Source organism: Pseudomonas sp. SC11, assembly GCF_047039205.1.
Taxonomy (GTDB): domain Bacteria; phylum Pseudomonadota; class Gammaproteobacteria; order Pseudomonadales; family Pseudomonadaceae; genus Aquipseudomonas; species Aquipseudomonas boreofloridensis.
The window spans coordinates 5098668-5121682 of sequence record NZ_CP178183.1; the positions used below are offsets into that span (position 1 = coordinate 5098668).

Consider the following 23015-nt stretch of genomic DNA (forward strand, 5'->3'; position numbering starts at 1 on the left):
CTTACTCCTTGTGATAGGCGGTGACGCGCTCGACCTCTTGCTTCGAGCCGAGGATGACCGACACGCGCTGGTGCAGGCTCTCCGGCTTGATGTCGAGGATGCGCTCGTAACCGTTGGTCGATGCGCCGCCGGCCTGTTCGATGATGAAGGACATCGGGTTGGCTTCGTACATCAGGCGCAGCTTGCCCGGCTTGCTCGGCTCGCGAGCGTCGCGCGGGTACATGAACAGGCCGCCACGGGTGAGGATGCGGTGCACGTCCGCCACCATCGAAGCGATCCAGCGCATGTTGTAGTTCTTCTGCAGCGGACCGGTCTCACCGGCCAGCAGCTCGTCGACGTAGCGCTTGACCGGGGCTTCCCAGTGACGCTGGTTGGACATGTTGATGGCGAACTCGGCGGTGGTTTCCGGCACGCAGATGTTTTCGTGGGTGAGCACGAAGCTGCCCAGCTCGCGGTCCAGGGTGAAGCCCTTGACGCCGTTGCCCAGGGTGAGGATCAGCATGGTCTGCGGGCCGTAGATGGCATAACCGGCGGCGACCTGCTCGGTGCCTGGCTGCAGGAAGGCGTTCTCGTTCAGGGTTTCGTTCTGGCTCAGGTACTCGTTCGGGCAGCGCAGTACCGAGAAGATGGTGCCGACCGAGACGTTGACGTCGATGTTCGACGAACCGTCCAGCGGGTCGAAGACCAGCAGGTAGGCGCCTTTGGGATAACGGCCCGGAATCTGGTAGGCGTTGTCCATTTCCTCGGACGCCATGCCGGCCAGGTGGCCGCCCCACTCGTTGGCCTCCAGCAGGATGTCGTTGGAAATGACGTCGAGCTTCTTCTGCACTTCGCCTTGCACGTTTTCGGTGCCCATGCTGCCCAGCACGCCACCCAGGGCGCCTTTGGACACGTGGTGGCTGATTTCCTTGCACGCGCGCGCCACCACTTCGATCAGGAAGCGCAGATCGGCAGGAGTGTTGTTGCTGCGGGTCTGCTCAATCAGATAGCGACTCAGGGTAACGCGGGACATGTATGGCTCCGAAAAGGAAGAGGGGGTAAAAACCCTCGCAGTTTACAGGGAGAGCTGCGCCCTAGCGAGCGTCGAGGTGGGGCTGGGCAGTGAGACGACGAATAAGGTCGGGAGTTCAGCCGTGCCGGTGATCCTGCTGCCGACAGATGCAGGTTCACCGGCGCGGCCTGAGCTCAATCCAAGGCTTTCCAGATCTCGGTCGCGTACTCGCGAATGGTCCGGTCCGAGGAGAACCAGCCCATGCGCGCGGTGTTGAGCACCGCCATGCGCCACCAGTCCTGCGGCGCGTGCCACAGCTCCTCGACGCGCTGCTGGGCATCCCAGTAGGCGTCGAAGTCGGCGCAGACCAGGAAGCGGTCGTAGGCGATCAGACCGTCGATCAGCCCGGCGTAGCGCCCCGGATCGTCCGGCGAGAACACCCCGCTGCGAATGGCCTGCAACACATCGCCCAGGCGCCCGGAGGCGTCGATCGCCGCCGTGGCGCCGAAGTCGCCGGCGCGCTTGCGCGCTTCCACCTGCTGCGCGGTCAGGCCGAAGATGAACATGTTCTCCGCGCCCAACTGCTCGCACATCTCGACGTTGGCGCCATCGAGCGTGCCGATGGTCAGCGCGCCATTGAGGGCGAACTTCATGTTGCTGGTGCCGGACGCCTCGTAGCCGGCCGTGGAGATCTGCTCGGAGAGGTCCGCCGCCGGAATGATGCTCTCGGCCAGGCTGACGTTGTAGTTGGGCAGGAACACCACCTTGAGCAGGCCGCGCACGGTCGGGTCGTTGTTGACCACCCGGGCGATGTCGTTGGTCAGCTTGATGATCAGCTTGGCCTGGTGATAACTGGCCGCCGCCTTGCCGGCGAAGATCTTCACCCGCGGCGCCCACTGGGTGCCGGGATCGTTGCGCATGGCCTGGTACAGCGCCACGGTGTGCAGCAGGTTGAGCAACTGGCGCTTGTACTCGTGGATGCGCTTGACCTGCACATCGAACAGCGCCTCGGGATTGACCGTGACGCCGACCCGGTCCTGGATGATGCTGGCCAGGGCGCGCTTGCTGTGCAGACGCTGTGCCGCGAACTGTTTACGGAAGGTGTTCTTTTCGGCGAACGGTTCCAGCGCCTTGAGCCCGCCTTGCGGGTCGTCCAGCAGCCCGGCGCCCAGCGCCTCGACCAGCATGGCCGTGAGCGGCGGGTTGGCCTGGTACAGCCAGCGGCGGAAGGTGATGCCATTGGTCTTGTTGTTGATGCGCTGCGGGTAGAGCTTGTGCAGTTCGGCGAACACCGTGCTCTTCATCAATTGGCTGTGCAGCGCCGACACCCCATTGACGCTGTGCGAACCGAGGAACGCCAGGTTGCCCATGCGCACGCGCCGGCCGTTGTCTTCCTCGATCAGCGACACCGCGCGCAGCACGTCGAAGTCATGCTGCCCTTTGGCGCGCAGCGCATCGATGTGGTACGCGTTGATCAGGTAGATGATCTGCATGTGCCGCGGCAGCATGCGCTCCATCAGCGCCACCGGCCAGGTCTCCAGCGCCTCGGGCAGCAGCGTGTGGTTGGTGTAGGCCAAGGTGCCGACGGTCAGCTCCCAGGCGGTGTCCCACGGGATCTCGTGCTGGTCCACCAGCAGGCGCATCAGCTCGGCCACGGCGATCGACGGGTGCGTGTCGTTGAGCTGGATCGCGGCCGCATCCGGCAGGTTGAGCAGGTTCTGGTGCATGTTCAGGTGACGGCGCAGCAGGTCCTGCAGCGAGGCGGAGACGAAGAAGTACTCCTGGCGCAAGCGCAGTTCCTGCCCCGCTTCGGTGCTGTCGGCCGGGTACAGCACCCGCGAGATGCTCTCGGCGCGGGCCACCTCGGCCACCGCGCCCAGGTGGTCGCCGGCGTTGAAGCGCTCCAGGTGCAGCTCTTCCAGCGCCCGCGCCCGCCACAGGCGCAGGGTGTTGACGCTGGAGCCGCGCCAGCCCACCACCGGCGTGTCGTAGGCCACCGCGCGCACGGTCTCGCCGGGGGTCCACACCTGACGCGCCACGCCGTGGGCGTCATGCAGGGTCTCGACGCTGCCGCCGAAACTGATCGGGTAGATCACCTCGGCGCGCTCGAACTCCCAGGGGTTGCCGAAATCCAGCCAGTTCTCGGTCTGCTCCTGCTGCCAGCCATCGACGATGGCCTGGCGGAACAACCCGTGTTCGTAGCGGATGCCATAGCCATGGGCAGCGATGCCGAGGGTCGACATGCTCTCCATGAAGCAGGCGGCCAGCCGCCCCAGGCCACCGTTGCCCAGCGCCGCGTCGGGCTCCAGCAGACGGATGCGCTCCAGGTCCACGTCCAGGCCTTCCAGGGCTTCGCGAGCGATCTCCAGATAGCCCAGGTTGCTCAGGCTGTCGTACAGCAGGCGACCGATGAGAAATTCCAGGGAGAGGTAATAGACCCGCTTCTGACTGCGCCGGTAAGCCTGGCGCGTGTGATCCATCCAGTGATCGACCATGTGATCGCGTGCGGCCAGGGCGATGGCTTCGAACCAGTCGTGGTCGAAGGCGTGCTCCGGATCCTTGCCGACCGCGTAGGTCAGTTTGTCCAGTACAGCGGTGCGAAAAGCAGCCACCTCGGCGTCACGCGCTTTGGGTTCCTGAGACATCGGGCATCCTCGGGCAAGTTGACGAATACGCAAGGGAGAGTGATGAGACTAGACCCTTCGACAGGGCGTTGACATGACGGTTCGCAGTTTTCATGCCTAGCCGGGGTGTCCGGCAAAAGGTTGTACATAATTTGTACAACTCCGGTATGATCGCGCGCCCTCAGCCCCAGATCCGCCCGAAAACGATGAAACCGACCCTGATTGCCGCCGCCGAAGTCGACCGCCTGGAAACCTGGCAACGCTATGCCAGCCACATGTGCGGGGGCTGCCACTCGACCTGCTGCACGCTGCCGGTGGAAGTGAAGATCAAGGACTTGATCCGCATCGGCGTGGTGGACGAATTCGAAAAGGACGAGCCGCCGAAGAACGTCGCTAAGCGCCTGCAGAAAGACGGCATCATCGAACGCTTCAATCAGAAGTCGGGGATTTTCACCCTCACCCGCATGAGCAACGACGACTGCCTCTATCTGGACCGCAAGAGCCGGCTGTGCACCATTTATGACAAGCGCCCGGACACCTGCCGCAACCACCCCAAGGTCGGACCACGGCCGGGGTATTGCGCCTACAAGCCGAAGAAAGTTTGAAGTTGTGAGCGGCAAGCGGCAAGAAAGAGCAATCAGGGCGTCGTAGCGGTGTCTCAGCCGGACTGGGCGCCTGCGCGGCCGTCTTCGACGACGAAGCGCCTCAACGTGGAGATCGTCGCTGCGGGATCGCGGCGCTCTGAAATCACCTGGAAGCGCGTTGTCATTTGTCGCGGCTCCAAGGTCACCGAGACATAGCCGCGCTGGCGGCTGTCGAAGAACTTCACGTGCGGATTGAGCGGCAGCACGGCGTTGAACGCTTCATAGGGCGGGCCGTCGGAGGTCACCGAGGTGCCGACGAATTCGGTGGCAACCACCTTCGAGGCAGGGTCCTGGCTGTCCAGGTGCAGATCGGTGGTCCAGAACGAATGGATATCCCCGCCCCAGAAGACCGGGTTGAGCGCCTTCGTCTGGTCGATCGCGGTGAGCACCCGTTGGCGTGAAGCCGCATAGCCGTCCCAGCCGTCGGTCCAGTGACCCAGCGCCTGGGTGTCGGCAGCGCGTTGCAGCATCGGCGCCACCAGCAAATCCTGGGCGATGACGTTCCAGCGGGCTCGGGACCGCGCCAGCCCGTCCTGCAGCCAGGCCTCCTGCTTCCAGCCGAGCATCGTCCGACGGGGGTCTGACAGGTCCGCGCAGTCGAGCGCGGCGACATGCCCGCGATGGCTGCCGTTGGCTGGAAGGCAGGGCTGTTCGCTGCGGTACTGGCGGCCATCGAGCACATGGAAGCGCGCAAGCTGACCGAAATCGATGCGGCGGTAGACGCGCATGTCGGCGCCGCGCGGCACGCTGCTGCGACGCAGCGGCATGTGCTCATAGAACGCCTGATAGGCCGCCGCGCGGCGACGCAGGAAGGCGTGCGGGCTGACGCCAGCGTCCTGCGACCAGCGGTTGGCGTAGTCGTTCTGCACCTCGTGATCATCCCAGGTCGCCACACAGGGCGCGCTGGCATGCAGCGCTTGCAGGTCGGGATCGCGCTTGTATTGCGTATAGCGCGCGCGATACCCGGCCAGGTCGCTGGCCTCGGCCACGTCGTGGGCACGGACGATCTTGGCTGAGCCGGCGGCGTTGGAGCCTTCGTAGATGTAGTCGCCCAGGAAGAACACCAGGTCTGCCTGCTCCTGCGCCAGGTGCCGATAGGCGCTGAAATAGCCCAACTCATAATGCGAGCACGAGGCAAACCCGAAATGTGCCGGAGCCAGGCTGTCGGCGGCAGGCGCGGTGCGTGATCGTCCGACAGGACTCTGCTCACCCAAGGCTTCGAAGCGGTACCAGTAGGGCCGCCCAGGCTGCAGGCCGGACACCTCCACATGCACCGAATGCGCCAAGCCGCCCTGGGCCAGCGCCTCGCCGCGACGCACCACCTGGCGCATGCCTTCATCGGTGGCGACGGTCCAGCGCACTGGAACCTGGCGCTCGGGCTGCAATCGACCAACCGGCGCCAGGCGGGTCCAGATCACGAAGCCATCGGGCAGTGGATCACCACTGGCCACGCCCAGCGTGAAGGGGTACTCGATGCCGACTGCACGGGCGTAGGGACCGACCAGCGCCAAGCTGCCGCCGACTGCCAGGCCGGTGAGGAGGCGTCGTCTGCCAAGGTCCGGGAGGCCGGATTCAGTGCCCATGAAAATCTGTCCGCCTGATCAAATCGGCGCAGGATGGCAGCCGCGCAAGTCCATTTCATGACATCACAAAAAAGTTAATGGGACCGTCAAAAAGCCCGTCCTAGAGCCTTTTCAATCTTCAAAGGCTGGTCATTTTTTGTTCATTATTGGTTGCTAGTGTCGCCCCTCCAATCGAGACGAGGAGGCTTCATGAGAGCCTGGGACGAGCCAACCAAGCGCAAGGCACACATCGAACTGATCCCCATGATCGACGTGATGATGTTCCTGCTGGTGTTCTTTGTACTGATCAGCCTGAACGTGATTCCGGCGCTGGGCATGAAGACCCAGTTGCCCAGCGCCAGCACCGCGCAGCAGCTCAAGCCGCAGAACAAGTCCATTCTCACCCTGGGCCTGAATGGCGAGCTGCAGCTCGATGGCCAGGCGACCAGCGTGGACGCACTGGTGCCGGCCCTGAAGGGCCTGGAGAAGCCTGACGCCAAGACCGTGATCATCGTCAACAGCGACAAGGGCGTCGAGGTGGCGCGGCTGGTCGAGGTCATGGACACCCTGCGCGCAGGCGGTTTTACCTCCATCTCCATCGCTACCCGCAAGCCATGACACTTTATTTCCTCTATCGCGGCCGCCAATGGCTGGGCGCCGTACCGGCCGTGGCGGCCATCGCCGCGATCCTGGTGGCGGTCAATACCAAGCCGTTGAAGATCGAACCGGTGTACGACGAATCGGCAGTCGAGGTGGCGCTGGTCGAGCCCGCGCCGCCCGAAGAGCCTGCGCCTGCGGTCACCGAGCCCCCACCGCCGCCGGTGGAAACGCCACCGCCGCCGCCCCCTGTGGAAGAACAACCCGAGGCCGCCCTGCCGCCGCCCGAACCGGTCGTGCCCAAGCCCGTGCCCAAGCCTGCGCCGAAGCCCAAGCCAACCCCCAAGCCTGTCGTCGCCAAAGCCGCGCCCAAGCCAGTGCCACAGCCACAGCCACAGCCGACGCCCGTGGCCAGTGCCCCGGTGCGCCCGGCCGCTGAACCGGCCAAGCCAGCGCCCCCGGCACCTGCCGCGCCCAAGGTCGATGTCGCCGCACTCGAAGGCGGCTACATGCAGGGCCTGCGCAGCGACATGGAGCGGTTCAAGCAATACCCCACCGGCCGCCAGGCGGCCCTCGAACGACCCACCGGCGATGTGGTGGTGTGGATGCTGGTGGATCGCGCCGGCAACGTCCTCGACTCGGGTATCGAAACACCGGCTTCGAGCATGCTGCTCAACCGCGCCGCCACCACCAGCCTCAAGCGCATCAAGCAAGTCAAACCGTTCCCGGAGCAGGCCTTCGGCGGCAAATCCCAGCACCGCTTCACCGCCACCTTCAACTACCGCGTGCAATAGGCACCGATACACAGGAAACCCGTGATGAAGTTCAGCAAGCTCACCCTCGCCCTGATGACGGCCGGCCTCGCCCACGGCATGGCTTATGCCGCCGACAGCACCGAGTCCGACATCGGCGCCATCAAGGTCGAAGGCAAGGCCACCCAGGGCGGGGGCTACATGGTCCCCGAGGACAGCGCCAAATCCCGCTCGACCGTGACCAAAGAAGCACTGGACAAGCAGACCGCCACCGGCAACGCCGTCGACAAGCTCAAGTACACCCCCGGCCTGAACATCTCCAGTGAAGACGCCACCGGCCTGTCGGGCTTTCGCTTCACCATGCGCGGCATGAACTCCGATCAGGTCGGCATGAGCGTCGATGGCATGCCGATCAACGACTCGGGCAACTATGCGCTGTACTCCAACCTGCTGGGCGACGCGGAGAACATCGAACAGATCTTCGTCACCCAGGGCGCCTCGGAAGCCGACGGCCCGCACATCGGCTCCAGTGGCGGCAACATCGGCCTGGTGACCCTTCGCCCGACCAAGGAAACCGGTGCCTTCGTCAAGCAAAGCATCGGCAGCAACGCAACCCGCAAGACCTTCGCGCGCCTCAATACCGGTGAGATCAACGGCCTGAGCAACTGGCTGTCGGTGTCGCACGAAGAGGGTGACAAGTGGCGCGGCGACGGGGCGGTGCGCGCCAACAAGGTGGAATGGAACAGCTTCTTCGACGCCGGCGAGGGCAATACGGCCAACCTGATCCTCAAGTACCACAAGCAGGAAAACAACAGCTACAGCCAGCTGACCAAGAGCCAGTACACCCAGTTCGGGCGCCGCTACGACCCCTACCCTTCGGTGGCCGCGCGCAACGGCAGCGGCAAGATCACCAGCTACTACGGCTTGGCGCAGAACCCGTTCGAAACCTTCACGGCGGTGTTCAACACCCACTTCAAACTCGCCGACAACGTCTCCATGGACGTCATCCCGTATTACTACTACGGCAATGGCGGTGGTGGCGGCAGTTCCACCTCCGCGCTCAACAGCGGCTCAAGCGCCAGCGGCGTGTACGACCTGAGCAACCTGGCCTCGGCCGCCACCTACAATGCCGACGGCACGCCCAACAGCGGTGTCTACTATCGCTTGTCACGCACCCAGACCTGGCGCCCAGGCATCACCACCAAGCTGAACTGGGACCTGGGCGAACACAGCCTGCAATTGGGCTACTGGTTCGAGGATGCGCGTCAGCGCCAGACCCAGCCCTTCATCGGCATCGATACCGCCGGCAAGCCCGACAGCATCTGGCCGGACAGCCACCGCGTGACCGACGCCAATGGCCAGATCGTCCAGGGCCGCAACCGCTTCACCGAAACCCCGGCGCAGAAGATCTGGGCCCAGGACACCTGGTACATCAACAGCGACTGGACCCTCAACGCCGGCCTGTCGTTCATGAATGTGGAGCGCAAGGGCCACAACCACGGCAGCCTCACCGAAGCGCCCGTGGACCGCAACCAGACCTACAACAAGTTCCTGCCCAACGCGGGCCTGAAGTACCAGGTCGACGACCGCAACCAGGTGTTCTACAGCGTGTCGCGCAACATGCGCATCCCGCAGAACTACGCGCTGTACGACAACTCGCCCGAGTCCATCGGGCTGAAGCCTGAAACCAGCTGGAACCACGAGCTAGGCTGGCGTTTCGTCGAGCCGGACATGACCCTGTCGGCGAGCCTGTTCTACATGCAGTTCAAGAACCGCCAGGTGTCGTCCAAGGACATCAATGGCGACGCTGCCGACATCAATGCCGGCGCCGTGGACAACTACGGCCTGGAACTGGAGTGGAGCGGCCTGCTGCCGCATGACTTCAACTACTACACCTCGTACACCTACACCCGCTCCAAGCAGAAAGACGACCTGCAAGTGTTCAACAAAGGTGCTGCGATCACCCTGCCGACCGCCGACAAGCAGTTCGCCAACGTGCCCGAACACATGCTCGCCGCCAACATCGGCTACGACAACGGCCGCTACTACGGCACCTTCGGCGGCAAGCTCACCAGCAAGTTGTATGGCGACCTGACCAACGACGAGAGCATCCCCGGCCGCGTGGTCTTCAACCTCGGCGCCGGCGTCTACTTGCCGGTCGACAAGCGTGTGTTCAAGAGCGCGATGCTGCGCCTGAACGTCGACAACCTGTTCGACAAGAAATACCTCGACGGCGTCTACACCACCAAGACCAACTCGGCCACCTACAGCGGTTTCCGCGACGGCGACCCGGCCTACATCGTAGGCGTGGAGCGCACCGTGACCGTCGCCCTCGAAGCCAACTTCTGACGCAACCTCAAGCGGAGCCTTTCATGAACACCGACCTGATGCACGATGTGACCTTCTATGTAATGTACGGCGCGCTGGCGATCGCCGTGTTCATCATCATCGAACGCTCGCTGTATTTCGCCTACGTACGCAAGCAGGCTGCCCGGCTGCTGGCGCAACTCACCCCGGCCGTGCAGAACGAACGCGGCTTGAGCGAAGAGGTGACCGCACGCAAGAGCCTGCCCATGGACATGGTCCGGGAAGTGCTCAAGCAGAAACACGCTGGTGGCAGCCGCAAGGACCTGGACGACGTCGTCGAAACCCAGTATCTCGCTTCCCGGGCGCCCCTGGCGCGCAGCTTGTGGATCGTCGAGACCATCGTCACGGCGGCCCCGCTGCTCGGACTGCTTGGCACCATCCTGGGCATCATCGACACCTTCAAGGCACTGGCCAGCGCCGGTGTGTCCGACCCAGGGCAGATTTCCGCCGGCATCGGCACAGCGCTCTACGCCACCGGCCTGGGCATCGCCATCGCCCTGTTCTGCGTGGTCTTCCACAACCTGTTCCAGGATCGCCTGGAGCGCATCAACGACCAGCTCAAGATGCTGCTGATCCGTGCCTCCATGGGTGCTCGGGTGACGGCGCCCGCCGAGCTGACGCCCGTGCAGGCACCGCACTACCGCACGGCCTGAGGCCGGACTACGAGAGTTCACACGTGAAAGCCTTTACTTCGTCCGACAGAAAACTGCGCCTGTCCACTGCCCTGCATCACGCTCGCGGCCTGGCGGCGATGCTGGCGTGCGCGGCGCTGGCCGCCTGCAGCCAGACGCCCAGCGTCGCACCGAGCGAGCCGGTGGAGATCAACATCGTCGCCATCAACGACCTGCACGGCTACCTTCAGGCCAATCCCTGGCGCTACAAGGATGCCAGCGGCGCCGAGCACAGCCTCGCCGCCGGAGGGATCGCCACCTTGGGCGGCATGCTCGACCAACTGCGCGCCAAAGACCCGCAATTGCTGTTCGTCGGTAATGGCGATCTGATCGGCGGCAGCCCGGCCATTTCGGCGATGTGGGCCGATGAACCCACGCTCGAAGCCTTGCGCGACATGGGGCTGCTGTTCAGCACCGTGGGCAATCACGAACTGGACAACGGCAAAGCCGAACTGCTGCGACAGATCAACGGCGGCTGCCAATCCCATCGACCGCAACAGGCCTGCACCTTCCGGCCTGATTTCGCCGGTGGCGGTTACCCGTACATCGCTGCCAACCTCGTCGACACCGATACCGGCAAGCCGCTGTTCGCGGCCTACCGCATCGAGGAGCGCCGTGGGGTGAAGATCGCCTTCGTCGGCGCGGTGTTGCGCGATGTGGCGCAGGTGGTCAGTGCCAAGGGCATGCAAGGATTGCAGGCCAGCGACGAAGCCGAAGCGATCAACCGTGTGATCCCTGATCTCAAGGCCCAAGGCGTGAACGCCATCGTCGCCATGGTGCACCAGGGCGGCAGTACGCCAGAAGCGTTCGACCAAAGCGATTGCAGCCAGCTCAAGGGCGACATCGTCGAGGTGGCGCAGCGCCTGGATCCGGCGGTGGACGCACTGCTCACCGCCCATACGCACCAGGGCTACCTGTGCAAGGTGGGTAAATTGTCGGTCAGCCAAGGCGGCTCTTACGGCCACCTGCTGACGCAGTTGACCCTGCGTGTCACGCCCGGCACCCATGCGGTGACCGCTGTCACCGCGCGCAACTTGCTGGCCGATCCTCAGCGTTATCCACAGAACGCCAAACTCGCCGCCCTTGAGCAAGAGGTTGAGGCGCGTAGCGCAGCGGTGCTCGAGGCGCCGGCCGGGCGCATCGCCGTGCCCCTGGTGAGCGAGCGCCAGGAGCGCAACGGTGAGTCTCCACTAGGCGACTTGGTCGCCGATTCGCAACTGGCCATGACCCGCCAGTGGGGCGCGCAGATCGCCTTCATGAATGTCGGCGGCATTCGCGCCGATCTGCAACAGTCCCCTGGCAAGGGCCTGACCTATGCGCAAGTCGCCAGCGTGCAGCCCTTCGGCAATACCCTGGTGTTGATGGACCTGACGGGCGAACAATTGCTGGCCTTGCTCAACCAGCAGTTCGGCGCCAGCGACAGCAACATACTGCAGATTTCCCAGGGGTTCAGTTACCAATGGGACGCCAAACGTCCAGCCGGCAGCTACGTGGTACCCGGCAGCCTGCGCCTGGAGGGGCGAGCGGTGGACATGAACACGCGCTATCGCATCGTCGCCAACTCGTTCCTGGCGGCAGGCGCGGAGCGCTTCTCGGTGTTCAAGCAAGGCACGAACGTGGTCGACAGCAAGCGGATCGACCTGGATGCGATGCTGGCCTATCTGCGCGACCGCGAGCAACAAGCGATCCCCGTCGGTGCCACGCACAGCGCCGGGCGGATCGTGCGCAAGAACTGATCGCGAGCGGGTCACTGGCGTGCAGTGACCCGTGTTTTTTTTCAGTCATCTGCGCTCGCTACTCTGCCCAGTAGATCGTGGACACGTGCAGACCTCAGGTAATCACCAGCATGACAGACACCCCCAAAGACAAACGCGATGGCGTGACACCAAGCCCTTCGCCGCAAGACCCCAACCGTAGACGCTTCATCGGCGGCGCCGCACTGCTGGGGGTCGGCCTAACCCTGGGCGCTTGCGAGGACACCGAGAAGCCACGCACGGCGCCCAGCCGCCCGCCGCTGGGCGCGGTGGAACTGGACGAGGCGCTGCAACGGCAGGTCAAGACCGTCGTGGTGATCTATGCCGAGAACCGCAGCTTCAACAACCTGTTCGCGGACTTCCCCGGGTTGCAGAAGCCGCTGTCGTCGCTGGCGCCAGCCGATTATCGCCAGCTCGACCGAGATGGCAGCGCGTTACCCTCGCTGCCAGCACCCTGGGGAGGGGTGCTGCACGTCGGGCCTCAGACCGTGGATGGCGTGACTTACCCCACCGGGCAGGCGTTTCAGGACAACGTGCCCAACGCACCTTTCGCACTGAAGGGTCCACAGGGCGAAGACCTGCCGTTCAGTCTCGTGACCCGCGACTTGTGGCATGTGTTCTACCAGAACCAGATGCAGATAAACGGGGGCAAGAACGACGGGTTCGTCGCCTGGGGTGACTCAGGCGGCCTGGTGATGGGCCACTATGCGCAGTCGCGCTACGAGCTGCGCTTATGGGATGTCGCCAAGGAGTTCGTGCTCTGTGACAACTTCTTCCAGGGTGCTTTCGGCGGCTCGTTCCTCAATCACCACTACCTGGTGGCGGCCAGACCGCCCTACTACCCAGATGCGCTGAACTCGGTCGCCAAGTCGCAGATCGCCACGCTGCAGTCCGACGACCCGACCGACCCGCGCCTCAAGCCGCTTCCCACCTCGCCTGCCAGCGCCATGGACGGCCCTCCACAGTTTGGCCCCAGCGCCCTGACACCCGATGGCTACGGCGTGAACACCCTGGCGCCGCCCTACTGGCCCACATGGATACGCGATCCAGAACGCCCGGACTACTCCAAATCCGGATTGCCCAATGTCATGGTCGCGCAGACGCACGAACACATTGGCGACAAGCTGTCCAAAAAGAACGTGGACTGGGCGTGGTACGCGGGCGCCTGGCAAGCCACCCTGGAGCAATTCAAGGATTCGGGCGGCATTCCGAAGATCCCCAATTTCCAGTTCCATCACCAGCCGTTCAATTACTTCCAGCAGCAGGGACCGGACAATCCCGCCGAGCGCACGCGAAGACTGCGCGACGCAGGGCTGGGCGACACGCCGGCCACCAATCTGTTTCTACGTGACGCGCAAGCCGGGACGCTGCCTGCGGTGACCTTCTACAAGCCCCAAGGCAATCTCAACATGCACGCCGGCTATGCCGATGTCGCGTCCGGCGACCGGCATATCAACCGCGTGTTGAAGGTGCTGCGAGAAAGCCCGCAATGGAACGACATGGTGGTGATCGTCACCGTCGATGAAAACGGCGGCTGGTGGGACCACGTCGCCCCGCCGGCAGGCGACAGATGGGGCCCTGGCTCACGGATTCCGGCGCTGGTGGTCTCGCCCTTCGCCCGTAAAGGCACGGTCGACCACACCGTGTACGACACTGGCTCGATCCTGCGCTTCATCACGCGGGTGTTCAAACTGGAAACCCTCGAAGGTCTCAAGCACCGCGACGAGGCGATGATCGCTCGCGGTCAGCAGCCCATGGGCGATCTGACCAACGCCTTGCAGTTCGGCGCCTAGCTCACTCAAGCGAGCCCACCGCACACTTGCCGCTTACCGCTTGCCGCTAAAAAAAACGCCCCCGGCCTTTCGACCGGGGGCGTTTTCATTCAGCCAGCGCTCACTCAGTTCTTGGCTTTCTTGGCAGCGCGGGTACGCTCGCCTTCGTCCAGGATCTTCTTGCGCAGACGGATCGACTTCGGCGTCACTTCGCACAGCTCGTCGTCCTGGATGAATTCCAGGGCCTGCTCGAGGGTGTGGCGAACCGGCGGAACCAGGGCGATGACTTCGTCTTTGCCCGAAGCACGCATGTTGTCCAGTTTCTTGCCCTTGGTCGGGTTCACGCCCAGGTCGTTGTCACGGCTGTTCAGACCGATGATCTGACCGTTGTAGATCTCCTGGCCGTGCTCGACGAACAGCTTGCCGCGCGCCTGCAGGGTTTCCAGCGAGTAGGTGAGAGCCTTGCCGGTTTCGACCGACACCAGGACGCCGTTCAGACGACCGGACATCTGGCCCGACTTCATGGTGTCGTAGCGGTCGAAGATCGAGGTCAGGATGCCTGCGCCGTTGGTCAGGGTCAGGAACTGGTTACGGAAACCGATCAGACCACGGGCTGGAATGTTGTACTCCAGACGCACACGGCCTTTGCCATCCGGCACCATGTTGGTCAGGTCGCCCTTACGCAGGCCCATCTCTTCCATGACCTTGCCCTGGGATTCTTCAGGGATGTCGATGGTGACGTTCTCGAACGGTTCCTGCTTGACGCCGTCCACTTCGCGGATGATCACTTCAGGACGGCCCACGGCCATCTCGAAGCCTTCACGGCGCATGGTTTCGATCAGTACCGACAGGTGCAGTTCGCCACGGCCGGAGACTTTGAACTTGTCCGGGGAGTCGGTCTCTTGAACGCGCAGGGCTACGTTGTACAGCAGCTCCTTGTCCAGACGGTCCTTGATGTTACGGCTGGTGACGAACTTGCCTTCCTTGCCGCAGAACGGCGAGTCGTTGACCTGGAAGGTCATCGAAACGGTGGGCTCGTCGACGGTCAGCGGCTTCATCGCTTCGACCGCGTCCGGTGCGCACAGGGTGTCGGAGATGAACAGCTCGTCGAAACCGCTGATGCAGACGATGTCGCCGGCCTGGGCTTCTTCGACGTCCACACGGTGCAGACCGTGGTGACCCATCAGCTTGAGGATACGGCCGTTGCGCTTCTTGCCGTCGGTGTCGATGGCGACCACCGGAGTGTTCGGCTTGACGCGACCGCGGGCGATACGGCCAACGCCGATGACGCCGAGGAAGCTGTTGTAGTCCAGTGCCGAGATTTGCATCTGGAACGGACCGTCACGGTCGACCGAAGGCGCAGGTACGTTGTCGACGATCGACTGGTACAGCGGGGTCATGTCTTCGGCCATGGCGGTGTGGTCCAGGCCGGCGATGCCGTTCAGGGCCGAGGCGTAGACCACTTGGAAGTCCAGCTGGTCGTCGGTGGCGCCGAGGTTGTCGAACAGGTCGAAGATCTGGTCCAGGACCCAGTCAGGACGCGCGCCCGGACGGTCGACCTTGTTGATCACGACGATCGGCTTCAGACCGGCTTCGAAGGCCTTCTTGGTCACGAAGCGGGTTTGCGGCATCGGGCCGTCCTGGGCGTCGACCAGCAGCAGCACCGAGTCGACCATCGACATCACACGCTCGACCTCACCACCGAAGTCGGCGTGGCCGGGGGTGTCGACGATGTTGATGTGGTAGCCATTCCAGTTGATGGCGGTGTTCTTCGCCAGAATGGTGATGCCGCGCTCTTTTTCCTGGTCGTTGGAGTCCATGACGCGCTCGTCGTTGAGCTCGTTACGTTCCAGGGTGCCGGACTGGCGCAGGAGTTTGTCGACCAGGGTGGTTTTACCATGGTCAACGTGGGCGATGATGGCGATGTTACGCAGATTTTCGATCACAACTGTATCTCGTGCAGAGGATTCGGTGGCCGCCAGTGTAGGCGGCGAATATGTACGAAAGCAGACTCAGCGGGCCCGTGGGTCGGGAGGGCGATGGCGGATGCTGCCGCCATACAGCCCTGGCGTCTTATGCCGGACGATAAACACGCACATTGGCATGTCCCTCACTGAGCAGATGGTGTGCGTGCAAACGGCTCATCACACCCTTGTCGCAATACAGCAAGTACTGGCGCGTGTCGTCCAGGTGCTTGAACTTGCTGTTGATGGCATAGAACGGCATGACCTGCACCTCGATGCCGTCGAGCACCAGCGGCTCGTCTTCCTGGGCATCGGGGTGGCGGATATCGACGACGATCTGGCCAGGCATCGCCTGCGCCACTTCCTCGACCTCGATGTCCTTGCCCAGCTCGTCGATCACATGGTCGATGGAGATGAACCGGGCGCGCTCGATGGCGCGTTCGAGCACGGCCATCTCGAACTGCTTCTCTTCGTGCTCCATGCGGTGACGCTTGGCATGGGTGGTCGGGTTCACCGAAATCACGCCGCAGTACTCGGGCATGTGCTTGGCGAAATCGGCGGTGCCGATCTGGTAGGCGGTGTCGATGATGTCCTGCTTGTGGCTGGCCAACAGCGGGCGCAGCACCAGCTTGTCGGTGGCCGAGTCGATGATCGCCAGGTTCGGCAGGGTCTGGCTCGACACCTGGGAAATCGCCTCGCCGGTGACCAGGGCATCGATCTGCAAACGCTCGGCCATGCGCGCGGCGGCGCGCAGCATCATGCGCTTGAGGGTGACGCCCATGTAGCTGTTGTCGACCTTGCCGAGGATCTCGCCGACCACTTCTTCGAACGGCACGCTGATGAACAGCACGCGCTGGCTGCTGCCGTACTTCTTCCACAGGAAGTGAGCGACTTCCATCACCCCCAGCTCGTGGGCGCGACCGCCGAGGTTGAAGAAGCAGAAATGGGTCATCAGGCCGCGGCGCATCATCTGGTAGGCCGCCACGGTGGAGTCGAAGCCACCGGACATCAACACCAGCGTCTGCTCCAGCGCGCCCAGCGGGTAGCCGCCGATACCGTCGTGCTGACTGTGGATGACGAACAGGCGCTGGTCGCGGATCTCCAGGCGCACCACTACTTCCGGACGCTTGAGGTCGATACCGGCCGCGCCGCACTGCTGGCGCAACTGGCTACCGACGTAGCGGTCGACGTCCATCGAGGTGAAATCGTGGTGCCCCCCGCGCTTGCAGCGCACGGAGAAGCGTTTGCCGGCCAGCAGATGACCGTAGTGCTGCCTGCATTTTTCGACGATGTCGTCGAAGTCGCCCAGCGGATACTCCTGCACTTGCAGGAAGTGGGTGATCCCCGGGGTGCAGGTCAGGCGCTCGATCATCTCGCGCTGAATCTTCTCGTCCTCGAGGCGGGTGACCACTTCGAGATTGTCCCAGACACCGTTGACCACGAGCTCCGGATCCAGATCCTTGAGCACGTTGCGGATGTTCTTGCCGAGCTGGCGGATGAAGCGCTTGCGCACCGGCCGGCTCTTGATGGTGATCTCTGGGAAGACTTTGACGATAAGTTTCATTGGGTTAACAGCGCGCGCGGAGCCTGCCGAAAATGAGGGGCGCGAATTATAGCGGAAACAGGTAGAGATTTGAGCAACTTTTGATCAGAGGTTTACAGATAGGTGCCGCGTGGCGGTCTGACAGTGCTTTTAGCGGTCTGATGGCTGATGAATCGCCGCAGCCCCCAAACAAAGCACGCTCGCCCCACTGACGCACCATATCAGTGCATTACCAACGAATGACGCCTTCTTTAGGTGCATATCGCCGTTGCGGGGGGCCCTTAGATGCCTATGGACGCCGCCTTTTATCCCGCCCTAGCCATTTTCGGGCACTGGCATGCAATTTGCTCCCTTGTGATGCAGGTAAGCTTGGCCGACTATCCGCGCCCGGCGACACCCTTTTTCCAGGGCAGCGGCCTACCGCGCTCTAGACCATCCGGAGGACAACATGTCGAAGTCGGTTCAACTCATCAAAGATCATGACGTCAAGTGGATTGATCTGCGTTTCACGGACACCAAAGGCAAACAGCACCACGTCACCATGCCGGCTCGCGATGCGCTGGATGATGAGTTCTTCGAAGCCGGCAAGATGTTCGACGGCTCCTCCATCGAAGGCTGGAAAGGCATCGAAGCCTCCGACATGATCCTGCTGCCGGACGATTCGTCCGCCGTGCTCGACCCGTTCACCGAAGAGCCGACCCTGATCCTGGTCTGCGACGTCATCGAACCTTCCACCATGCAAGGCTACGACCGCGACCCACGCGCCATCGCCAAGCGCGCCGAAGAGTTCCTGAAGTCCACCGGTATCGGTGACACCGTATTCGTCGGCCCTGAGCCTGAGTTCTTCATCTTCGACCAGGTCAAGTTCAAGTCGGACATCTCCGGCTCGATGTTCAAGATTTACTCCGAGCAAGGCTCCTGGATGACCGACCAGGACGTCGAAGGCGGCAACAAGGGCCACCGCCCAGCCGTCAAAGGCGGTTACTTCCCGGTTCCGCCGTGCGACCACGACCACGAAATTCGTACCGCCATGTGCAACGCCATGGAAGAAATGGGCCTGGTCGTCGAAGTGCACCACCACGAAGTGGCTACCGCCGGTCAGAACGAAATCGGCGTGAAGTTCAACACCCTGGTCACCAAGGCTGACGAAGTTCAGACCCTGAAGTACTGCGTGCACAACGTCGCCGATGCCTACGGCAAGACCGCCACCTTCATGCCCAAGCCTCTGTACGGCGACAACGGCTCGGGCATGCACGTGCACATGTCGATCTCCAAAGACGGCAAGAACACCTTCTCCGGCGAAGGCTATGCCGGCCTGTCCGACACCGCCCTGTACTTCATCGGCGGCATCATCAAGCACGGTAAGGCCCTGAACGGCTTCACCAACCCGGCCACCAACTCCTACAAGCGTCTGGTGCCTGGCTTCGAAGCGCCGGTCATGCTGGCCTACTCGGCCCGCAACCGTTCGGCCTCGATCCGTATTCCTTACGTGTCCAGCCCGAAAGCTCGCCGCATCGAAGCGCGCTTCCCGGACCCGGCCGCCAACCCGTACCTGTGCTTCGCCGCCCTGCTGATGGCCGGCCTGGACGGTATCCAGAACAAGATCCACCCAGGCGATGCCGCCGACAAGAACCTGTACGACCTGCCGCCTGAAGAGGCCAAGGAAATCCCGCAGGTCTGCGGTAGCTTGAAAGAAGCCCTGGAAGAGCTGGACAAGGGCCGTGCCTTCCTGACCAAAGGCGGCGTGTTCTCCGACGACTTCATCGATGCCTACATCGAGCTGAAGTCCGAAGAAGAGATCAAGGTACGCACCTTCGTTCACCCGCTGGAATACGACCTGTACTACAGCGTCTGATGACTGCGGCGCTTGCGCCGTAGCGATCAACCCAAACGGCTTCCCTCGGGAAGCCGTTTGTATTTTTACGGTCACGCGGTTCGGACGCGTCCTACTGGTACACAAAAGGGCATTGGCCACACTCAGGTCTCCCATTTCAAGGAGATCGCCATGCGCCTCACCCCGCTCTGCCTGTTGTGCATCCTCGCCCTCACCGGCTGCCTGAAAGCCCCGGATCCCGACCCCACCTTCGAGGCCCTGCTAGACAGCATCGAGCAGCGTCTGGCCATCGCCGACGCCGTGGCCCTGCACAAGTGGGACAACGGCCAGCCGGTACAGGACAGTGCTCGCGAGCAGCAGGTGCTGGAAAGAGTGCGCAAGGCCGCATCGAGCCATAACGTCAGCCCGGAGCGTGCGACCCTGTTCTTCAGCGACCAGATCGAGGCCAACAAGCTGCGTCAGTACCATCTGCTCAGCCAGTGGAGCCTGGTGGAGGCCGCGCCAGGCATTCCACGCCTGGACCTCACCCGTGAGATTCGCCCACAACTGGACCTGTTGCAGGCGCAGATGCTCGATCGCCTGGCGCGTTTCGACCGCCACCGGCCCGCGCAATGCGAGCACGCACTGGCCAAGGCCATCGGCCTGCGCTCCAGCGATGCCACTCGCCGCCTCATGCTGATCCGCGCCACCGCAAGCCTCTGCCCACGCGACTAACGAGCAATGCTCTATATTGGTGCAACAAATAGCTGAACGCCCTGCGGTGCAGCCCAAATCAGGTCAGTTGAATCGATAAAGCGCGAATTATTGAGCCGATTTTGCGCACAACCTGCGCTTCATCGGCCAATTCCGCTTCTTTTCGGAGCCTTGGTTTGTTTCTTGCATTTTCCAGGGCAACCAGCGGCTGACCCGTCTGCTTCCTTGAGGCATGCGGGCCGGAACAGCGCCAATAGAGGTCGACAACGCACCATGACCATCAGCGATGCACAGCACCGACTGCTCCTGGACAACCTGACCACCGCGACCCTGCTGCTCAACAGCGAATTGCGCCTGGAGTACATGAACCCGGCCGCCGAGATGCTGCTGGCAGTCAGCGGTCAGCGCAGCCACGGCCAGTTCATCAGCGAACTGTTCACCGAATCGACCGAAGCGCTGCACTCCCTGCGCCAGGCCGTGGAGCAGGCGCATCCGTTCACCAAGCGCGAAGCCCAGTTGACGTCCCTGACCGGCCAGAGCATCACCGTGGACTACGCTGTCACGCCCATCCTGCATCAGGGCAACACCCTGCTGCTGCTCGAAGTGCACCCGCGTGATCGGCTGCTGCGCATCACCAAGGAAGAGGCGCAACTGAGCAAGCAGGAAACCACCAAGATGCTGGTGCGTGGCCTGGCCCACGAGATCAAGAACCCCTTGGGCGGGATTCGCGGCGCAGCGCAACTGCTGGCCCGCGAACTGCCCGAGGACGGTCTGCGCGACTACACCAACGTGATCATCGAAGAGGCCGACCGCCTGCGCAATCTGGTCGACCGCATGCTGGGCTCGAACAAACTGCCGTCGTTGGCAATGACCAACGTGCACGAAGTGCTGGAGCGGGTGTGCAGCCTGGTGGACGCCGAAGCCCAGGGCAGCATCACCCTGGTGCGCGACTACGACCCAAGCCTGCCGGACGTGCTGATCGACCGCGAGCAGATGATCCAGGCCGTGCTCAATATCGTGCGCAACGCCATGCAGGCGATCAACGGCCAGAACGAATTGCGCCTGGGCCGCATCACCCTGCGCAGCCGCGCCGTGCGCCAGTTCACCATCGGCCACGTGCGCCACCGCCTGGTGGCGCGGATCGAAATCACCGATAACGGCCCCGGCATCCCCGCGCAACTACAGGACACCCTCTTTTATCCGATGGTCAGCGGACGCCCGGACGGCACCGGGCTGGGCCTGGCCATCACCCAGAACATCATCAGTCAGCATCAGGGGCTGATCGAGTGCGAAAGCCACCCTGGCCACACCACCTTTTCGATCTTCCTGCCCCTGGAACAAGGAGCCACAGCCCCATGAGCCGTAGTGAAACCGTGTGGATCGTCGACGATGATCGTTCCATCCGCTGGGTCCTGGAAAAGGCCCTGCAGCAGGAAGGCATGACCACCCAGAGCTTCGACAGCGCCGACGGGGTCATGGGACGCCTGGCCCGCCAACAGCCGGACGTGATCATCTCCGACATCCGCATGCCCGGCACCAGCGGCCTGGACCTGCTGGCGCAGATCCGCGAAGCGCACCCGCGCCTGCCGGTGATTATCATGACCGCCCATTCCGACCTGGACAGCGCGGTGGCGTCGTACCAGGGCGGCGCCTTCGAGTACCTGCCCAAGCCATTCGATGTGGATGAGGCCGTGGCGCTGGTCAAGCGCGCCAACCAGCACGCCCAGGAGCAGCAGGCGCTACAAGCCCCACCGACCCTGGCGCGCACCCCGGAGATCATCGGCGAGGCGCCGGCGATGCAGGAGGTGTTCCGCGCCATCGGTCGCCTGAGCCACTCCAACATCACCGTGCTGATCAACGGCGAATCCGGTACTGGCAAGGAGCTGGTCGCCCACGCCCTGCACCGCCACAGCCCGCGCGCCGCCGCGCCGTTCATCGCTCTGAACATGGCGGCGATTCCCAAGGACTTGATGGAGTCGGAGCTGTTCGGCCACGAAAAAGGTGCCTTCACCGGCGCGGCCAACTTGCGACGCGGCCGCTTCGAACAAGCCGATGGCGGCACGCTGTTCCTCGACGAAATCGGCGACATGCCCGCCGACACCCAGACGCGCCTGCTGCGCGTGCTGGCCGACGGCGAGTTCTACCGGGTCGGTGGACACCTACCGGTCAAGGTGGACGTGCGCATCATCGCCGCGACCCACCAGAACCTGGAATCGCTGGTGCAGGCCGGCAAGTTCCGCGAAGACTTGTTCCACCGCCTGAACGTGATCCGCATCCATATCCCGCGCCTGGCCGACCGGCGCGAGGACATTCCCGCGCTGGCCCGTCACTTCCTGGGGCGAGCGGCACGGGAGCTGGCAGTCGAACCGAAACTGCTCAAGCCGGAAACCGAAGAGTTCATGCGCAACCTGCCGTGGCCGGGCAACGTGCGTCAGATGGAAAACACCTGCCGCTGGATCACGGTGATGGCCTCGAGCCGCGAAGTGCTGATCAGCGACCTGCCGCCAGAACTGCTCAACCTGCCCCACGACGCGGCACCGATCACCAACTGGGAGCAGGCACTGCGCCAGTGGGCCGACCAGGCCCTGGCCCGCGGCCAGTCGAACCTGCTCGACAGCGCCGTGCCGAGCTTCGAGCGGATCATGATCGAGACCGCCCTCAAGCACACGGCCGGGCGTCGACGTGATGCGGCAGTGCTGCTGGGCTGGGGCCGCAACACCTTGACTCGCAAGATCAAGGAGCTGGGGATGAAGGTCGATGGCAGCGATGAGGACGACGGCGAGGAACACTGATCGCCAGCGGTCGCTGTCATGACCGGGGCCGCTCATGGCTGGCATAGGGGCTGCTGCGCAGCCCATCGCGACACAAGGCCGCTCCTACAGGGTCCGTGCACGGGTTTTGTAGGAGCGGCCTTGTGCCGCGATGGGCCGCGAAGCGGCCCTTTTCATGTCTGCCAGGACTTGCACCGATGCAGTGCCCGCTGCACCTGCGCAAGGCACAGGATAGGGAGCACCTCACCGAATAAAACAGTCAAGCCATTGAATTTAAAGGCTTTTAAAAACTGGCATGACACCTGCAATAACACTGATAACGACAGTTTCGGGGACCCCGGTACAGGCAGGCCGGGACATCCCCCTCTTTATTCGCAACACCGCCCGTTTTGGGGACCTTGGTACAGGCAGGCCGAGACTCCCTCTTTTATTCGCAACACCGCCCGCTTCGGGGACCTCGGTACAGGCAGGCCGAG

Annotated in this window: 16 protein-coding genes; 11 read left to right on the forward strand and 5 right to left on the reverse strand. The window is 63.3% G+C overall.

What is annotated here, in order from left to right; genetic code table 11:
- Position 1: 1 nt before the first annotated feature.
- Positions 2-1012, reverse strand: coding sequence for a class 1 fructose-bisphosphatase (locus tag ACK2SD_RS22705; RefSeq protein ID WP_039582689.1), 1011 nt, complete (start codon positions 1010-1012; stop codon positions 2-4).
- 173 nt (positions 1013-1185) lie between these two features.
- Positions 1186-3636, reverse strand: a complete 2451-nt coding sequence (locus tag ACK2SD_RS22710) for a glycogen/starch/alpha-glucan phosphorylase (RefSeq protein ID WP_412460899.1) — start codon at positions 3634-3636, stop codon at positions 1186-1188.
- 185 nt (positions 3637-3821) lie between these two features.
- Between ACK2SD_RS22710 and ACK2SD_RS22715 the strand changes: the two genes are divergently transcribed.
- A complete protein-coding gene (locus ACK2SD_RS22715; RefSeq protein WP_029614709.1) occupies positions 3822-4220 on the forward strand; it encodes a YkgJ family cysteine cluster protein in 399 nt (132 codons plus the stop codon).
- Positions 4221-4273: 53 nt separating this feature from the next.
- Here ACK2SD_RS22715 and ACK2SD_RS22720 read toward each other — a convergent pair whose 3' ends face one another.
- Positions 4274-5842 (reverse strand): alkaline phosphatase D family protein, encoded by a 1569-nt coding sequence (locus ACK2SD_RS22720; protein WP_412460900.1) that lies wholly within the window; start codon positions 5840-5842, stop codon positions 4274-4276.
- A gap of 189 nt (positions 5843-6031) precedes the next feature.
- On the opposite strand from ACK2SD_RS22720, the gene ACK2SD_RS22725 reads away from it, so the two are divergent.
- The 6 genes from ACK2SD_RS22725 (at position 6032) to ACK2SD_RS22750 (ending at position 13755) form a co-directional block, all read left to right on the forward strand.
- Positions 6032-6439 carry an ExbD/TolR family protein gene (locus ACK2SD_RS22725; protein ID WP_412460901.1) on the forward strand — a complete coding sequence of 136 codons (408 nt, stop codon included), beginning with the start codon at positions 6032-6034 and terminating at the stop codon, positions 6437-6439.
- On the forward strand, positions 6436-7212 hold the full coding sequence (locus ACK2SD_RS22730) for an energy transducer TonB (protein ID WP_412460902.1): 777 nt from the start codon (positions 6436-6438) through the stop codon (positions 7210-7212). Before ACK2SD_RS22725 ends, ACK2SD_RS22730 begins: the two co-directional genes overlap by 4 nt.
- Positions 7213-7236: 24 nt before the next feature.
- A complete protein-coding gene (locus ACK2SD_RS22735) occupies positions 7237-9519 on the forward strand; it encodes a TonB-dependent receptor (protein ID WP_412460903.1) in 2283 nt (760 codons plus the stop codon).
- A gap of 23 nt (positions 9520-9542) precedes the next feature.
- Positions 9543-10190 carry a MotA/TolQ/ExbB proton channel family protein gene (locus ACK2SD_RS22740; RefSeq protein WP_029614707.1) on the forward strand — a complete coding sequence of 216 codons (648 nt, stop codon included), beginning with the start codon at positions 9543-9545 and terminating at the stop codon, positions 10188-10190.
- Between the two features lie 98 nt (positions 10191-10288).
- Complete coding sequence (locus ACK2SD_RS22745) at positions 10289-11944, forward strand: bifunctional metallophosphatase/5'-nucleotidase (RefSeq protein ID WP_412462357.1); 1656 nt, start codon at positions 10289-10291, stop codon at positions 11942-11944.
- A gap of 110 nt (positions 11945-12054) precedes the next feature.
- Entirely contained in the window at positions 12055-13755 is a 1701-nt protein-coding gene (locus tag ACK2SD_RS22750) for an acid phosphatase (protein ID WP_412460904.1), read from the forward strand.
- A gap of 104 nt (positions 13756-13859) precedes the next feature.
- On the opposite strand, the gene typA is transcribed toward ACK2SD_RS22750, so the two are convergent.
- Both typA and thiI read right to left on the reverse strand, forming a co-directional pair.
- Entirely contained in the window at positions 13860-15680 is a 1821-nt protein-coding gene (gene typA / locus ACK2SD_RS22755) for a translational GTPase TypA (protein ID WP_039582676.1), read from the reverse strand.
- Positions 15681-15807: 127 nt separating this feature from the next.
- Positions 15808-17262, reverse strand: coding sequence for a tRNA uracil 4-sulfurtransferase ThiI (gene thiI, locus ACK2SD_RS22760; RefSeq protein ID WP_039582674.1), 1455 nt, complete (start codon positions 17260-17262; stop codon positions 15808-15810).
- Between the two features lie 427 nt (positions 17263-17689).
- Between thiI and glnA the strand changes: the two genes are divergently transcribed.
- From glnA to ntrC, 4 genes are all read left to right on the forward strand, one after another.
- On the forward strand, positions 17690-19096 hold the full coding sequence (gene glnA / locus ACK2SD_RS22765; RefSeq protein WP_039582672.1) for a glutamate--ammonia ligase: 1407 nt from the start codon (positions 17690-17692) through the stop codon (positions 19094-19096).
- A gap of 150 nt (positions 19097-19246) precedes the next feature.
- Positions 19247-19789, forward strand: coding sequence for a chorismate mutase (locus ACK2SD_RS22770; RefSeq protein WP_412460905.1), 543 nt, complete (start codon positions 19247-19249; stop codon positions 19787-19789).
- A gap of 252 nt (positions 19790-20041) precedes the next feature.
- Positions 20042-21127, forward strand: coding sequence for a nitrogen regulation protein NR(II) (gene glnL / locus ACK2SD_RS22775; protein ID WP_039582670.1), 1086 nt, complete (start codon positions 20042-20044; stop codon positions 21125-21127).
- Entirely contained in the window at positions 21124-22560 is a 1437-nt protein-coding gene (gene ntrC / locus ACK2SD_RS22780; protein ID WP_039582669.1) for a nitrogen regulation protein NR(I), read from the forward strand. The genes glnL and ntrC overlap by 4 nt, the downstream gene beginning before the upstream one ends.
- The last annotated feature ends 455 nt before the right edge of the window (positions 22561-23015 follow it).

Excerpts from the sequence above, each read along its gene's own strand:
- ACK2SD_RS22705 (WP_039582689.1), bottom strand. The coding sequence starts at position 1,012 with ATGTCCCGCGTTACCCTGAGTCGCTATCTGATTGAGCAGACCCGCAGC.
- ACK2SD_RS22710 (WP_412460899.1), bottom strand. The coding sequence starts at position 3,636 with ATGTCTCAGGAACCCAAAGCGCGTGACGCCGAGGTGGCTGCTTTTCGC.
- ACK2SD_RS22715 (WP_029614709.1), top strand. The coding sequence starts at position 3,822 with ATGAAACCGACCCTGATTGCCGCCGCCGAAGTCGACCGCCTGGAAACC.
- ACK2SD_RS22720 (WP_412460900.1), bottom strand. The coding sequence starts at position 5,842 with ATGGGCACTGAATCCGGCCTCCCGGACCTTGGCAGACGACGCCTCCTC.
- ACK2SD_RS22725 (WP_412460901.1), top strand. The coding sequence starts at position 6,032 with ATGAGAGCCTGGGACGAGCCAACCAAGCGCAAGGCACACATCGAACTG.
- ACK2SD_RS22730 (WP_412460902.1), top strand. The coding sequence starts at position 6,436 with ATGACACTTTATTTCCTCTATCGCGGCCGCCAATGGCTGGGCGCCGTA.
- ACK2SD_RS22735 (WP_412460903.1), top strand. The coding sequence starts at position 7,237 with ATGAAGTTCAGCAAGCTCACCCTCGCCCTGATGACGGCCGGCCTCGCC.
- ACK2SD_RS22740 (WP_029614707.1), top strand. The coding sequence starts at position 9,543 with ATGAACACCGACCTGATGCACGATGTGACCTTCTATGTAATGTACGGC.
- ACK2SD_RS22745 (WP_412462357.1), top strand. The coding sequence starts at position 10,289 with ATGCTGGCGTGCGCGGCGCTGGCCGCCTGCAGCCAGACGCCCAGCGTC.
- ACK2SD_RS22750 (WP_412460904.1), top strand. The coding sequence starts at position 12,055 with ATGACAGACACCCCCAAAGACAAACGCGATGGCGTGACACCAAGCCCT.
- thiI (WP_039582674.1), bottom strand. The coding sequence starts at position 17,262 with ATGAAACTTATCGTCAAAGTCTTCCCAGAGATCACCATCAAGAGCCGG.
- glnA (WP_039582672.1), top strand. The coding sequence starts at position 17,690 with ATGTCGAAGTCGGTTCAACTCATCAAAGATCATGACGTCAAGTGGATT.
- ACK2SD_RS22770 (WP_412460905.1), top strand. The coding sequence starts at position 19,247 with ATGCGCCTCACCCCGCTCTGCCTGTTGTGCATCCTCGCCCTCACCGGC.
- glnL (WP_039582670.1), top strand. The coding sequence starts at position 20,042 with ATGACCATCAGCGATGCACAGCACCGACTGCTCCTGGACAACCTGACC.
- ntrC (WP_039582669.1), top strand. The coding sequence starts at position 21,124 with ATGAGCCGTAGTGAAACCGTGTGGATCGTCGACGATGATCGTTCCATC.